General features: G+C 64.6%; 18 protein-coding genes. 5 read left to right on the forward strand and 13 right to left on the reverse strand.

What is annotated here, in order from left to right; all coding sequences use genetic code 11:
• Positions 1 to 28: 28 nt before the first annotated feature.
• The 11 genes from ACQKIE_RS18720 to ACQKIE_RS18770 all read right to left on the reverse strand — a co-directional run bounded on the left by ACQKIE_RS18720 (position 29) and on the right by ACQKIE_RS18770 (position 6252).
• Positions 29 to 499, reverse strand: a complete 471-nt coding sequence (locus tag ACQKIE_RS18720) for a phage virion morphogenesis protein (RefSeq protein WP_427461991.1) — start codon at positions 497 to 499, stop codon at positions 29 to 31.
• A complete protein-coding gene (locus ACQKIE_RS18725; protein WP_427461993.1) occupies positions 481 to 909 on the reverse strand; it encodes a phage tail protein in 429 nt (142 codons plus the stop codon). Before ACQKIE_RS18725 ends, ACQKIE_RS18720 begins: the two co-directional genes overlap by 19 nt.
• Positions 906 to 1400 carry a hypothetical protein gene (locus ACQKIE_RS18730; RefSeq protein WP_427461995.1) on the reverse strand — a complete coding sequence of 165 codons (495 nt, stop codon included), beginning with the start codon at positions 1398 to 1400 and terminating at the stop codon, positions 906 to 908. Before ACQKIE_RS18730 ends, ACQKIE_RS18725 begins: the two co-directional genes overlap by 4 nt.
• A gap of 10 nt (positions 1401 to 1410) precedes the next feature.
• Positions 1411 to 1983, reverse strand: coding sequence for a putative peptidoglycan-binding domain-containing protein (locus tag ACQKIE_RS18735; protein ID WP_427461997.1), 573 nt, complete (start codon positions 1981 to 1983; stop codon positions 1411 to 1413).
• Complete coding sequence (locus ACQKIE_RS18740; protein ID WP_427461999.1) at positions 1980 to 2525, reverse strand: phage holin family protein; 546 nt, start codon at positions 2523 to 2525, stop codon at positions 1980 to 1982. The genes ACQKIE_RS18735 and ACQKIE_RS18740 overlap by 4 nt, the downstream gene beginning before the upstream one ends.
• A gap of 2 nt (positions 2526 to 2527) precedes the next feature.
• The gene (locus ACQKIE_RS18745) at positions 2528 to 2875 is read right to left on the reverse strand and encodes a putative holin (RefSeq protein WP_427462001.1); all 348 of its coding nucleotides are present in this window, start codon (positions 2873 to 2875) and stop codon (positions 2528 to 2530) included.
• 3 nt (positions 2876 to 2878) lie between these two features.
• A complete protein-coding gene (locus tag ACQKIE_RS18750; protein WP_427462003.1) occupies positions 2879 to 3103 on the reverse strand; it encodes a tail protein X in 225 nt (74 codons plus the stop codon).
• Entirely contained in the window at positions 3103 to 3585 is a 483-nt protein-coding gene (locus tag ACQKIE_RS18755) for a head completion/stabilization protein (RefSeq protein WP_427462005.1), read from the reverse strand. Before ACQKIE_RS18755 ends, ACQKIE_RS18750 begins: the two co-directional genes overlap by 1 nt.
• Before the next feature lie 97 nt (positions 3586 to 3682).
• On the reverse strand, positions 3683 to 4387 hold the full coding sequence (gene gpM, locus ACQKIE_RS18760; protein WP_427462007.1) for a phage terminase small subunit: 705 nt from the start codon (positions 4385 to 4387) through the stop codon (positions 3683 to 3685).
• Positions 4387 to 5409 carry a phage major capsid protein, P2 family gene (locus ACQKIE_RS18765; RefSeq protein WP_427462009.1) on the reverse strand — a complete coding sequence of 341 codons (1023 nt, stop codon included), beginning with the start codon at positions 5407 to 5409 and terminating at the stop codon, positions 4387 to 4389. The genes gpM and ACQKIE_RS18765 overlap by 1 nt, the downstream gene beginning before the upstream one ends.
• Before the next feature lie 30 nt (positions 5410 to 5439).
• A complete protein-coding gene (locus tag ACQKIE_RS18770) occupies positions 5440 to 6252 on the reverse strand; it encodes a GPO family capsid scaffolding protein (RefSeq protein WP_427462011.1) in 813 nt (270 codons plus the stop codon).
• 145 nt (positions 6253 to 6397) lie between these two features.
• Between ACQKIE_RS18770 and ACQKIE_RS18775 the strand changes: the two genes are divergently transcribed.
• From ACQKIE_RS18775 to ACQKIE_RS18795, 5 genes are all read left to right on the forward strand, one after another.
• A complete protein-coding gene (locus ACQKIE_RS18775) occupies positions 6398 to 8170 on the forward strand; it encodes a terminase large subunit domain-containing protein (RefSeq protein ID WP_427462013.1) in 1773 nt (590 codons plus the stop codon).
• Complete coding sequence (locus tag ACQKIE_RS18780; RefSeq protein WP_427462015.1) at positions 8170 to 9210, forward strand: phage portal protein; 1041 nt, start codon at positions 8170 to 8172, stop codon at positions 9208 to 9210. Before ACQKIE_RS18775 ends, ACQKIE_RS18780 begins: the two co-directional genes overlap by 1 nt.
• A gap of 68 nt (positions 9211 to 9278) precedes the next feature.
• The gene (locus ACQKIE_RS18785) at positions 9279 to 9458 is read left to right on the forward strand and encodes a type II toxin-antitoxin system HicA family toxin (RefSeq protein WP_427462017.1); all 180 of its coding nucleotides are present in this window, start codon (positions 9279 to 9281) and stop codon (positions 9456 to 9458) included.
• Positions 9459 to 9489: 31 nt separating this feature from the next.
• Positions 9490 to 9927, forward strand: a complete 438-nt coding sequence (locus ACQKIE_RS18790) for a type II toxin-antitoxin system HicB family antitoxin (protein WP_427462019.1) — start codon at positions 9490 to 9492, stop codon at positions 9925 to 9927.
• Positions 9928 to 10635: 708 nt separating this feature from the next.
• Complete coding sequence (locus tag ACQKIE_RS18795; protein WP_427462021.1) at positions 10636 to 11076, forward strand: hypothetical protein; 441 nt, start codon at positions 10636 to 10638, stop codon at positions 11074 to 11076.
• 327 nt (positions 11077 to 11403) lie between these two features.
• On the opposite strand, the gene ACQKIE_RS18800 is transcribed toward ACQKIE_RS18795, so the two are convergent.
• Together ACQKIE_RS18800 and ACQKIE_RS18805 are read right to left on the reverse strand one after the other, a co-directional pair.
• Complete coding sequence (locus ACQKIE_RS18800) at positions 11404 to 11862, reverse strand: hypothetical protein (RefSeq protein ID WP_427462023.1); 459 nt, start codon at positions 11860 to 11862, stop codon at positions 11404 to 11406.
• Between the two features lie 441 nt (positions 11863 to 12303).
• Positions 12304 to 13917, reverse strand: a complete 1614-nt coding sequence (locus tag ACQKIE_RS18805; RefSeq protein WP_427462025.1) for a recombinase family protein — start codon at positions 13915 to 13917, stop codon at positions 12304 to 12306.
• Positions 13918 to 14004: the final 87 nt, after the last annotated feature.

Consider the following 14004-nt stretch of genomic DNA (forward strand, 5'->3'; position numbering starts at 1 on the left):
CTAAAACCGTGGTTACAGAACAACGAACTCACACACCACGTAGGTGCGCGAGCAATGCATCGGTGATGAGACGGCGGTCCGCTTCGGAGAAGCCAAGTAACTGCCGGCGCGCATAGCGCACTTCGGGGCCTTGCGGCGAGACGCGATCGCGCAGGCCTTCCTGGTGCACTCGAGCGATACGTTCGGCGCGACCGGTAAAGCCCACTGCCGCTTCGTTTTCGTTGGCCATCACCTTCAGCCAGCGCGCCGTGCGCAGCTTGGCGAACATCGCCGCTTTGCGCTGGCGAATGGATCCCCTTTTGCTGCGGAGGTCCCTGCCCGGGCGGCGCGCCGCGAAGGGCGTACCGTCCGGTTCTTTCTGCGCGGCAATCCGTTGTGCTTGCGAGCGGCGTAGGTCGCGACCGATGAGTCGGGAGAGCGCCTTCCGTCCGGGTGCGGATAGCTTCGCGACCAGGGGGGTGACCCATTCTTCGAGGTGGGTCAGCTCGTCACGGGCCACTGCCAGTCTCCGGTTAGGTCCAGCAGCGGCGCGGCCGGATGCGTGAAACTGCCGTCGTCTGCCGGCACCACGGGCTCTTCGACTTCCACGGTGATTTGCAGGTCGCACTGCTCGCCGTTCAGCACCTCGACCTCGAAGCGAAAGGCCTTGTCCGCCTTCTCCGGGTTCATTAGCACGCCGGGCAGCTCGGCCGCCATCCAACCGAGGATCGCGGCCGAGACGGCGTCCACGTCGCCGGCGAACTCCTGGATGATGGCGATGGCCTGGTAGTGGTACTCGAAACCCTTGCCTGGGGCGCCGCCGGCAACCACGCGGCCGTTGTCCGCGAAGATCGAGGTCTTTTCCGGGTTGCGCGTCAGGTCCTCCGACGCCGTGAGCAGGGCCGTGCGGAATGACTGCAGTTTCTTCATGGCGAGGTGCTACCGCCCGGGTGATGCGATCGCACCCATTCCTGAAGCGAGGTCAGCTGCTCGGCGGTTTCGTGGCAGATGCCGTAGTTGCGGACGACGACGTCGAGGGCCTGACTTGCTGTAACGGCTTCGCTGGCCGCATCAGGATCGCCGGCGCGCTGTCCCGGGGACACACCAGCGGCTGCGGCGTCGTGCAGCCACACAAAGCCGTCAGGCAACAGATAACGGCGGTCAGCAGCAGGCGTGACATAGCGGGGAATCTCCTGGCGAATGGTGGCTGTGGTCTCGCGTACGACCTGCACGCGATCCACAAATTTGGTGACGGTGACGAGGTCCGCGCGGGCGGCGCTGGCCTCGAAGTCGGCGGACAGGGCCGCGGTCTTCGCCGTATCGAGTTCGCCGGCGAGGCCGGTGGCGGTGCGGTGTTCCCACCACAGCGCGCCACAGGCGACGAGCAGCAGGGTTGCCAGGGCAGCGATCAAGACCTTCATGCCGCGGCCCTCACAGCGCCACCCGGTTGCATACCCAGCCGAAGAGGTACTTTCGGTTGGTCGGCTTCGCCTCGGCCCGTTCCAGGTAGTGTTGCGCCTGGGAGCCGTTGAGCCCACGCAGCAACGCGGTGGCGCCCAGCGGCCCCCGCCAGCTCAGGTAGGCCTTGAGCGCGGACAAGGTGGCCGCGCCGATATGGCCATCAACCTTCAGCGTGGCGTACCGCGCGCCGGCGACATTGAAGCCGTTGAGCCAGCGCTGCAGGAAGGTCGACGCGGCGGACGTGCCCAGGTTGATGCCGCATTCGACCATCTCGGCGCCGATCGACGGGTCGATCGCGAGCACCTGGTCAAATGCCGGCGCCACGACGAAGTACTGGCGATAGAGCGCGCGGGCGTTCTCCACCGTCAGGGTATTCATCGATTCCGTGTAGCCAGCCGCCCGCGCAAACGCCTCGGTCACGCCGAAGCGGGTGCGGCCGCCGTCGTCGTCCTGGTCGTCGCTGTCACCGCCTTCCAGGGCCATCGCGTCGGCGATGGCCTGCGCCACGAGACGGTCGACCTTCTGCTCGGGTAGCTCGATCACGATGCCCGCCCCGTAACGAGCCGCGCGAGTGCCTGCAGGGGGCGACCGATGTCCAGGCGGAGCAGGTGCGCGAGGTTGCCGCGGTGAACGAAGACACGCCAGGTGAAGACCGCGAGCAGGAGGCTTTCCGCGACGCCCGGCGGCGGCTTCACGCCGAAGGCCACCTTGGCGGCCGTGGCGGTGAGGGCAACGACCAGGCACCACGACAGCCAGGCGTAGGCCGCACGGTGGCGGGACGGGCCGCGACGGAAGAGCAGCAAGCGAAGCGAGGTAGAAACGCAGCTAGCCAGCACGATGCCCGACCAGATGTTGAAGCTGAAGGTGTCGGCTGATGGCTGAAACAGCCAGTCAACGATCTGCGGCGCAAAGACCCGAACGGCCGTAAGCCCGATGACGGCCGCTTCGAAGGCGACCGATGCCGCGGCGACCCATAGCGTGCGAATCGCCGGCGGCTTGTCGTCGAAGAGACCGATGGCCCAAAGTCCCATGAAGACCAGCGAGGTGAGGATGGCTAGCACGATGAAGAGGTGTTCCAGGTTCATGGTCAGGCTCCGCGCTTGAGGAGGGAGGTGAAATCGAAGGTTCTGGCACGCTCGATGACCTGGGTGGTCACCGTGATGGCCAGGGCACCGGCGAGGAATGCGGCGACGCCGCTGCTGGTGATGAACGACCAGGCGACCACCTGGGGCGCCGCGATGTAGCCCACACTCGCGCTGATGATCAGGTAGAGCAGGCGCGTGGCGATCGATAGGTCGCGCGAGCTGGCGACGAAGAGCGCGCCGCCGGCAATGGCGCCCACCAGGGCATTTGCATCGACGCCGGGGACCAGGGAGGCCGTGGCGGTGGCCGCGGCGGCGGTGAGGGCGAGGGAGGCGGTAGCAGGTTCGGTCATGGATCAGTCCCACAGGTTGAGTAAGGGGATGACCGCCGGCGCAACGGTGGCGCGCGACGGAAGAATCACGACGGTGCCCTCCGGGAGCACCGGTCCAAGGTCGGCCAGGCCGCGGTTGAGCTCGAGCGTGGCTTCCACGACGCCGCGCGTGCCCCCCAGCTCACGCCAGCAGATGGCGTCCAAGGTGTCGCCCTGGCGGGCACGTACCTGGTCCGCGGGCGTGGCCATCAGATGAGTTCCACGACGGTGCGGCCGCGGCGGAGGATGTCCGAGATGGCGAGCGTGGCGTCCTTGCGGAACGTCAGCGCGGCGCTGTCCTCGAAGTCCGCCCGGAAATCGCCGGCGCGCGTCGAATCCCACTGGCGGTAGTTCTCGGCCATGTCGGCCTGCACGGTGCAGTAGACCGCGCGGCGATAGCGCTGCACCAGGATGGTGGCGCCGTCGATGCTGTCGCCTATATCCGAGGCGTTATCCCAGCCCGCGGCGACCTGCCGGGCCTTGAAGCTGGCCAGCTGCTCGTTCGCCCAGATCATGGCCTCGACCGTGCAGGCACGAAGGCGTGCGTCGGTGATGTTGCCGGTCAGGCGCGATGCATCGCGGAGGTCGCCCAGGGCGATGTCGGGCCAGAACCCGTCGTTGCTGATGGTGATGGGCGTGGCCGGTTCATTCGGAGCGGCGGCACCACCGTTGGCGAGTAGGCTGCTGGACATACGGGTCTCGGAGTAAAGCCGGCGGTGGACGGGTGGGTCACGAGCAGCCGTAAACGGTGTCGATCGCCACCCGTGCCGCCGGGCGCCGGGGGGAGGCTCAGGTGCCGCCGGCAGGCGACTGTTCGGTGGGGCCGGGCTTACCGGCGTTGCGCAGCTGGCGTTCCAGCAGCTCGATGTCTCGCTTGACGCCGACGGTCTCGTCCAGCTCGATCGCGCGGCGCAGGGCCGCCACGGCGAGGTCGGGGAGTTCTTCAGCCCGGTAGGCGTAGCCAAGCGCCTTGTACAGCTTCGCCTTGGCCTGGTCGGGCATGTCACACCCGTCGGTCACCGCCATGGCGCGCTCAATGATGGTGCGCTCGAACTCCTTGTTCGACTTGAACGCACGCAAAGCGGCATCGGCCACTTCGTCCGCAATGAAGGCAGGCGCCGAGCGGGCATGGGCATCCGGCATGCCGAGGCCGTGGGCGATGACGTACTCGGCCAGGTCGAAGGCGCTGGCGTAGTCGCCGACGTCGAAACGCCAGGCGAGCACATAGCTCACGATTTCATCGCGCTCGCCGACGCCACCGGCCAGCACGCCTTCGATGTACGGTTCGTAGTCGGGCAGCAGCTCGCGCTTGGTCTGGATCTTGCGCTCGATCGACTCGATGGCCTTCAGTCGTCGACGGTCTTCGTCGAGCTTGCGGTACATGAGGGAGACCACGTTGGCCTCGGCGTTGGTCATCACCGGCCCAGGCGCCGCTTTCGCGGCGGCCTGGGCGGCGAGAACCCGCGTGCGGTGAAGCTGCGCGGGCGATGCCATTACGGGGCATCCTTCCAGTTGCCGAACTCGATGTTCTCGACCAGCGCGGCGCCGTTGAGGTCTTCGACCACATAGGCGTCGTTGCTCGACTCGTAGTTCGAGATGCGGTTCAGCTCCGGCTCTTCCTTGACGAAGCGGCGGCGCTTGCCGTCCTGGTAGTAGATCGACAGGTTGTCCGGCGCCGTCAGAAGGATCGAATTCGCCGGGAAGAACGGTACCGAGATGGCGACATTGCCGCCGATGCTCTTCTGGCTGACAAGCACCTGCGACGCCAGCTCGTCCTGGGCGCCCTGCTCACGGTTGACGATCGGGAAGTACTTGTCGTGCACCAGGCTGCGACCGACGATGGCGCGAAGGCCCGGCGTACCGCGATACCACGGCTCCAGGAGTTCGTTCATGTCCATGACCAGGGCGTCGAGATTTTCGTAGTCGCCGCCGGGGCCGACACGAATCTTGCCGGTGCTGCCTACCTGGTGCATCCAGCGCGAGGGCGCTTCGGTGCGGATGTGCTGGAGCCAGCCGATGTTGACGTCCTGCAGGAGCGGATTGGCGTCCAGGTCGCTGTCGACGGCAACGGACGTGCCGTTGAAACCGATGGTGATGCGATCGAGCGACTGGCGCTGCACGATGGCGCCCGACAGGCGGGTCTGGAAGTCGGGGAACTTGGCCCACTGGTCCAGCGTGGCGTACTTGATGAACGTGTCGAAGTTCGTCTGCGCGCACTCGTAGCCACGCTGGTCGAGGGTGCCGACATCGCGCGGCTGGCGGGCCTTGTTCGCCGAGGTGTTCGTGCGGCCGGAAACCGGACCGCTGACGCCCAGGCCGAGCTTTTCGCCCTTCATCTCGTCCACCGGGACGATGTTGATCAGGGAGAGGAAGTCGCTTTTCTCCTGGATGGCCGTTTCCAGCTTCTGCTGCACGGACGGATCGACGCTGAACTGCTGGCCCGCGCTATCGACGGCATTCAGCTCGGCGATGCGGGCGAGGTACTGGTTGTATTTCTTGCGGGTATCGTTACGCATGGTGTCCTCGGGGTGGGGTGGCGGGGAGCCTTAGAACGCGGTCAGCGACTCCGCGCCGCCGTCGGCGCGCTCGCGGGTCGGCGAGGCGGCCGGGGTGGTGGCGAAATGGGCTTCCAGCTTCTCGACGCGCTGGATCAGCGCGGCGTTGTCGCTGCGCAGGCGGGTCACTTCACCATCCACGCGCTCGAAGGCACGGGCGTTCTCGGTGCTCTGCGTCGCGCCGCTGGTGGCGAGTTCTTCGATGGCGCCCTGGAGGTCCGTGTAGCGCTCGCCATCCTTCACGTCCTTGCGCGAAAGCAGGGCGCGCACGCGTTCCAGCATGCCCGGGGCTTCCTCGACGTCCTCGAACTCGATGACGGTCTCAGCGCCCGCGCTGAAGTGATTCTCCGGGCGTACTTTGCGGGCCGTGAGCGGGCTGCCGGCCGGGTTAGAAGCGGTGAATGCGAGCATGTCGGTGCCGAGGCTGGCCGGGGTGTCCGTGACAGCCAGGCCCATCAGGTAGGCCTTGCCCGTTTTCGCGAAGTTGGGGTCGACCTCGATGCTGGTGAAGACCTTCTGCCAGGCGGCGGTCATCTTCACCAGGTCATCGGTCGGCGCGATCGTGGCCACCAGCTGGAGCTTGCCGTCCGGACCGTCCTTCGTTTCCAGCGCTTCCACGAAGCCGTAATTGCGGAACGTGCTGTCCGGCGAAGCGGAACGGTAGTGCTCCAGGTTGATGCCGGCGCGATAGGTGGCGGGGTTGTACGTGGCCGCCATCTGCGTGATCCAGTCACGCTCGATGGTGCGGCCGTCAACGGTGGCGCCTTCGGTGGCGACGACGAACTTCTTGGATTTCTTGGCCATGGGAGGGGTCGGGTCCGGTGGGGAGACGGTTGAGTCGCCAGCATCGGCACCCCTGCGCGTACCATCAACGCGCGGTGGTTCTGTACGCCGTGTTTTAGAACAGCGGGCGCACGATCACCGCCGCGCGGCTATCTACGCTGTCGCGATGCTCATTGACCCCGCCATCGACCCCCGCCGCCTGGCGCGACATCTGTTCTTCTCGGGCTACGGCGTCACCTACATCGCCGAACGGCTTGGACAGGGCCGGTCCACGGTCGAATCCTGGAAGCAGCGCGAACGGTGGGCCGAAGCCACGCCGTTGCAGCGCAGCGAGGACTGCCTCGATGCGCGCTACTGCGCGTTGATCCTCAAGGAAGACAAGAGCGCACATGACTTCAAGGAAATCGACCTGCTGGGACGGCAGATCGAGCGCCTGGCGCGAGTGCGCCGCTACGAATCCCCGGGTGGCCACGAAGGCGACCTCAATCCGAAGGTGGCGAACCGTAACGCCGGGCCGAAGAAGAAACCTGTCCAGAACGAATACAGCCCGGAGCAGCTGAAGCGACTGGTCGATGCTTACCACGAGCGGATGTTCGGCTATCAGCGGGTGTGGCACGACGCGCTGTCGTACCGCATCCGCAACATCCTGAAGTCCCGCCAGATCGGCGCGACGTTCCACTTCGCCGGCGAAGCCCTGGTCGACGCCGCTTCGAAGGAAGGGAACAACCAGATATTCCTGTCGGCCAGCCGCGCCCAGGCCAACGTCTTCAAACAGTACATGCAGGCCTTCGCCAGGGATGCGGCCGACATCGAGCTCAAGGGCGGCCGCGATTCCCCCATCGTGTTGCCGAACGGCTCCGAGCTCATCTTCCTCGGCACCAATGCGAAGACGGCGCAGAGTTACCACGGCAACCTGTATTTCGATGAGTACTTTTGGGTCCATGCCTTCCAGACGCTGCGCAAGGTCGCGTCGGGCATGGCCATCCACAAGCGCTGGCGGCAAACGTACTTCTCCACGCCATCGGCGTTGAGCCACGATGCCTACCCGTTCTGGTCGGGTGCGCTGTTCAACAAGGGTCGCGCGAAGGCCGATCGCGTGGACGTGGATATCAGCCACGCCGCGCTCGTGAATGGCCTGCTGTGTGGCGATGGCCAGTGGCGTCAGATCGTCACCGTGCTCGACGCGCTCGCCGGCGGCTGCAACCTGTTCGATATCGACCAGCTGCGCATGGAGTACTCGGACGAGGAATTCCGCCAGCTGTTGCTTTGCGAGTTCATCGACGACACCGCGTCAGTGTTCCCGTTCAACCTGGTCAAGCGCTGCATGGTCGATAGCTGGGAGGTGTGGGAGGACTTCCGTGCCTATGCACCGCGGCCCATCGGTAATGCCGAGGTCAGCATCGGGTACGACCCGGCCAAGGGCACCGCCGGCGGCGACTGTTCCGGCTGCATGGTCACTGCGCTCCCGAGCTCGTCGCGGGACACCTTCCGCGCCCTGGAAAAGCACCAGTGGCGCGGTCAGGACTTCTCCGCCCAGGCCGGAAACATCAAGGCGTTGTGCGACCGCTTCAACGTGCGTGACATCGCCATCGACGTGACCGGCATTGGCCAGGGCGTGTTCGAGCTGGTGCGCCAGTTCTTCCCGAACGTTCGCGGCCTGCACTACTCGCCGGAGCTCAAGGGTCAGATGGTGATGAAGGCCAGCGACGTGATGACCAACAGCCGTCTGGAATGGGACGCCGGCTGGAACGACGTCGCCGCGGCCTTCATGGCCATCCGCAAAACCGTTACCGCATCCGGCCGCCACGTGACCTACCAGGCGGGCCGTTCCGAAGATGTGGGCCATGCCGACCTGGCATGGGCATTGATGCATACCCTGATTTATGAACCCTTGAGCGGCCCGCAGGCGCGCGGCCGCGGAATCGTGGAGATTTCCTGATGAGCAAGTCCCGCCGCAAGCGTCAGCACATGCCGTTCACCGAGACCCCGCCGGCAGCGCCGGAGCCCGAGCGCGGACGCATGGAGGCGTTCACCTTCGGCGAGCCCGAACCGATCGACCGGGCGTCGCTCTTCGACTACCGGCACATCTACAGCAGCGGCCGATGGTACGAACCGCCCATCAGCCTGGTCGGCTTGGCAAACATGGTGCAGGTGTCACCGCATCATGCTGCCGCCCTGTATCTCAAACGCAATTTGCTGGTGGAATCGTTCGTCGCATCGCGTTACCTCACCACGCGCGAGTTTGCCTCGTGGTGCATGGACTACCTCACCTTCAACAACGGCTATTTCACCGTGCAGCGTTCGATCGGGCGCAACGTTCTCTCGCTGTCTCGCCTGCCAGCGCTGCAAACGCGCGTTGGGCTGAAGCCCGACCAGTACTGGTATTGTCCGGAAGGCCGCCAAGAGGTCGAATACGGCGCCGGGCAGGTGTTGCATCTGTGGGACATGGACCTGAAACAGGAAATCTATGGCGTGCCCGAATACCTAAGCTCGCTGCACGCGGCCCAGCTGAACCGGTCGGCAACGTTGTTCCGCCGCAAGTACTACGACAACGGATCGCACGCGGGTTTCATCCTGTCGATGACCGATCCGGCACAGAACCCGGAAGATATCGACGCGATCCGCGACGCGCTGAAGAACGCGAAGGGACCGGGTAACTTCCGCAACCTGTTCGTGTACAGCCCCAACGGGAAGAAGGACGGCATCCAGCTCATCCCGATCAGCGAGGTTGGTGCCAAGGATGACTTCGCCTCGATCAAGAACGTCAGCCGTGACGATGTGCTGGTGACCCACCGCGTCCCACCCCAGCTCCTGGGCATGGTGCCGATCAATGCGGGCGGGTTCGGCAGCGTAAGCGAAGCCCACAAGGCGTTCATGCGAACCGAAATCCGGCCCATCCAGGTCCGCATGATGGCGTTGAACGAAGAGCTGGGCGTGCCGGCGATCGCTTTCCGAGCCGACGATGAAGTCGCCGACTAACAGAAATGTTTGCATCTAACAGAAATGTTAGTACAATGGACGCACACCAACGAACGGCAGGGAGGGCGATGAAGTACAGCGAATTCATACGGTGGCTCCGGCAGCAAGGCGTGATCTTCGAGCGGCAGCGCGGCAGTCACCAGTTCGTGAGGTTGAACGGCAGGACGACCGTTGTCCCCAACCACGGGGCGAAAGAGATACCGGAACCCCTGCGCAAGAGCATCATGAAAGACCTCGGCCTGAAATAAGGCCGAGGCACCGATGGAGGGACAATTGACGATGCGTTATGCGATCAAACTGACGAAGGACGGCGACCAGTACGTGGCGTCGTGCCGTGACCTGCAAGGCTTCAACAGTGTTGGCGACAGCGTCGAGCATGCATTGAGCGAATCGATTGATGCCGTGGCCCTGATCCTCCAGGACCACATCGACCGGCGTGAGCCTATCCCGAAGGCCAGCGACAAGAAGCGCGGCGAATATTGGGTCGCGCTGCCGGCCCTCGACGTGGCTAAGGTGGGACTTTACGAAGCCATGCGCGCGAAGGGGCTGCGCAAGTCGGACCTCGCCCGAAAGCTGGGCATGCACGCGCCGCAGGTTGAACGCCTTCTGGACCTGACCCACAAGTCCAAACTAGAGCAGGTCGAGGCGGCGTTGGCTGCGGTGGGCTACCGCGTCAACGTGTCCGTGGAACCGATGGAGGGCCGCCGAGCGGCGTGACCAGGTAATCCAATCCATGTCCCACTAGGGCGGCTTAGGCCGCCTTTTTTTCGTCTAGTGCGACCCGGGTTGAGCCTCGCCCAACAAGCATCCCACATTGAACTCACGGCGAAGACGGCGAGCTTCGTGGGTCTGAAGCTTGGGTAACGGCCGCCATGAGTTCTGCCCGGTCAAAGGGCTCACGGAGAAGGATTGCCCCATGGGGTATTGGACCGAGTTCACTCCGGGCGCGGGCAGAGAGAACGACGATGGCCGCCTCTGGATGCGAGGTTTCTACCATCCTCAGCAAGATCCCAGACTTTGGTTGATCGGGCATGTCGGCATGAACAATGACCGCAGCAAGCCCTTCCCCGATGGCGGATAGCAACGCCTTGGCGGCCAGATATGTCGACGCGGGATGCACGGTGAATCCTTGCCCCGAAAGGACCACGTCCAAGGCTGCAACGACCATGGGAGCGTGGTGGACGATGATGGCGTGGTGAAGGGATGGCATAGGGGAAGTGTACGCCGTTGCCCCGGGCCGCCGCGCGGCCATCGCCAGGGGATGAGCGGGCAGCAGAACCAGATCTCTGCTGGCACATGAGCAAGGAGCACGAGCTCGTCCAGCAGGTCGAACTGTAGCCGCGCTGGCGGCTTAGGGCAGGAACTTCGCGCGCCGCCGTCGAGCCGTCCACACTTTTGCGATTCCAGCTACGTATCGTCGCGCGCATGTCCCGCGCCGACCATCCTATCGTCATCTGGAAACACTACGCCTACGGCTACGAGGCGCGGCTGTCCCCTTACGGCCGCGCGTTCGCGCTGGCTCGCATCGTGAGGAACGTGCCCGGCATCCACTACGAACTCGTGTGGCTCTACGGGCCGAGTCGCTGGCGACCCTTCCAGGTCTTCAACCTCATGATCATCGAGCGAATGGTGGATCGCTGGGTCGCCTGCCACCGGGACAGCCTTGTCGACCGGATGCCACCGGAGCCGACACGCTCGTCCTTTCCGTTTCCATGGAACGAGCCGTCGCCGGCGGCGCCCGACCCGAACGCAGTGAGGACTTGCCCGGGCTGCGGGCGACGCTGGGGTATGTGCGATAGGACGCTTCCTCGCGCCGCCAGGAAGCGCGGTGCCCTTGGGTGGCTGTGCTACCGCATGGCGGGCTAGACGGCGCGTGCGCGGACACAGGGCGCGCCTGGCAGGGGACCGGAGACGAGGGTCGCGGTGGGCTCGGTGGGGCCGAGGCTCGGCTGCCTCTGACCCCAGCGCGCGCGGTCGTCCCCCCTCCTCGCCTGCGTGCTTCTCCCCCCACTTTTGATGCAGTTGATGCAGGCCGGCGTCGCCAGGTGCGCCAAGGTGCGCGGTCCGCCTTCCCGCAGCCGCACGATGATGCAGATTGATGCAGCTGGAGGCGGTTTTTTTCTGGTGCGCCTGGCTCTGCTCGTGAGGCATTTCTCTGAAAATCTTCTTGAGAACAGTTCTCACTAAAAACTTTCAGCAGGCGATCACCAACTCGTCGGGCGCTTCGCCCGGACGGGGTGACGGCGCGACGGCGCCGAAGGCCTCCGCGAGGCGCTGCCGCTCATCCGTCGGGTAGCGGGCGATCGCCTCCGGCGTTGGCGCATAGAGGCCCCATGGGTTCATCGGGTGGTGCAACTCCACGTAGTGCTCCTTTCCCCGGTGCGGACCGGCCAGCGGGCGTTGGTGGAGCACGCGCGGATATCTCGCCGGACCGATCCTGCTGGGCTGTAGCGCGCGGATCAGGAACAGTGCCGGCGGAAATTGAAGGCGGTTGCTCCTGGCCACCGCCTCGAATTCGTTGAAGTTGATCCATACGCCCGCCGGCAGCGCGGGATCGTCGAGCTTAGGTGCCCACGCGCCCCTGAGCAGCAGTTCGGCGTAGACGCCGAGGAACAGGTTCGCGTAGGGGTGGTCGTTGCGTGCGTCCGGCATTGGGCATCTCCGTTGGTGCGTCGTCGCTATAGGCGGAATCGGCCACGGAGGCCGCGGAAAAACGCTCTCAAAGTCCTCGGGTTCGACCCGAGTAATTTGAGTAATGCGGCTTAAGAATGCCACGAAAAGTCTTAATAAACAGCAACTTGGATATTACATCCGGAAGTAATGTTGAAGTAAGGTCCGAAGTAAGGTTTTTTTAAGTCATTGACAATTAAGGATATTTGTTCAGTCTCACATTACTTCGAGAAAAGTAACCTCGTTACCTCAAAATTACTCAAACATTACTTCGATGATTCGCCAGTTTGTCTATGAAAAACAATGATTTGGTGGTCAAACGGTCGTTACATTACTCAAATTACTCAAACCCGATGGCCGACACTTCGAGAGCATTAATAGGCGCCGACAAGAGAGGACGCCCCGTTCCTGCAGCGTCTCAATTCATCGCAGCAGGCGGTCGATCGAGGCGTCTTCCGCGGCGATCCATTCGCCGGTCTTCCGGTGTACACGCAGGATGCGTGCAACGCCGCCATGCGGAAGTAGCATCAGGTCCATGGCTGTGCTCCGTTCCTCGGCTGGCTGCAGGCCGCGGCGATAAATGACGATCTTGGCGAAGGTGTCTGCCACGAGCTGGCGTGCCTTCATGCGCGCGTCGTAGTCCTGGGCTTTCACCGCGTCGACGAGCTCGGCCCATGCTTGCGCGGCCGCCGGCGTCTTGCGCGATAGCGTGGCCACCTCGGCTTCCGCGGCTGAGACCGCAGCTCGCGCCGCTTCGAGTTCGGATTCGATTTCGCGGACCTTGCGCAGCAACGTGGGCGGTGGCGCGCCATCGTCCTGCAGGAGCACGTCGGTCAGGCGTGCAAGCTTGCGCTCACACTCGGCTTCGTCTTTACGCGCCTTGGCCACGCGTTGCTTCGCCGGCGCATCCCGGGATCCACGGTCGAGCAGCGCATTGAGGTTGATCTGATCGGCGCAGTAGGTCAGTAGGGCGTGCTCGATCGGGGCGATGCTCGTGCTGTGGCCCCTCACAGGGCAGCGGCGGCCAGCCTGGTCAGCACAACATGCGATGCGCCGGTGGCCATCCTGTACGCGCCCGAGTTCGTCTCGCCGGCGCGACGTCAGGTTCTGGGCAACCATCGCGGAGCCGCAATAGCCACAATAGGCCAGGCGAAGGCCGGTGATGATGCCGGGGATTTCGCCCTTGCCTTTACGCCGGCGGCGATGGGTGAGCGCCACCTGCAGCTCGGCGAACTCATCGTGGGTGAGCAGGGCAGGGTAGTAGCCCTCGAGACGGTACTCGGTATCGCCCACGGACAGCGTCCGCGCGCCGACCAACGCCGGAAGGCGTAGTAGCTTGTAGAGGTGCGAGCCGGTCGATCGCTCGGTGAACGAAAGGCCCACTCCGCGCATCCGTTCAATGATGGCCACCGCTCCGTGTCCTTCCAGGAAAAGCCGAATAGCCAAACGCACGGCGTCGACGCGATCGGGTACCAGCTGCCAGGCGCCGTCGACCCAGCGCACCCACGTCGGGTCCGTACCGTTGCGAATGCGGCCGCGAAACGTACCAGTCATCCACCCTTCGCACTGCCGGCGGATAGCCGCGCGGACGCGCTTGCTCTTCGTGTCGCTTTCCTCGTGCGCGCGGATCATCACCAGGAGGCTGTACACCAAGTCCATCGGGTTCGCCTTCAGACGTTCCCGGTTGTATTCGCGGCCGTCGCTGGCCGTCACCACCGTGATACCGGCATTGACCACCTGCGCGAGCTGGGCCTGCGCCTGGATCGGCTCCGCTCGGCTCAGCCGGTCCAGGCCTTCGACCACGAGGACGGAGCCCGGCGCGATGCGGCCCTCATCGATGGCACGAAGGAACGTGCCCAGGGCACCCTGCGTCACGTGGCGCTGGTGGTAGGCGCTCAGGCCCTCGTCGCGCAGGGAAAGCGCCTGGTCGAGCACCAATCCGTGGTCCCGCGCCCACCGTTCCGCGTATTGCGCCTGCCTGTCGGCACTGCTGCCGGCCGACTGCTTGACGTCGCTGAACCGCAAATAGCTGTACACTTTGGCGTTTTTAGCCGCCGCTAAGCCTGTCATGAACACTGCACCCCGTCCCGGAAACCGTATAGGTATAGTATCCCTAGGCTGCCC

It is taken from the genome of Luteibacter sp. NPDC031894, from assembly GCF_050273135.1.
GTDB lineage: Bacteria > Pseudomonadota > Gammaproteobacteria > Xanthomonadales > Rhodanobacteraceae > Luteibacter.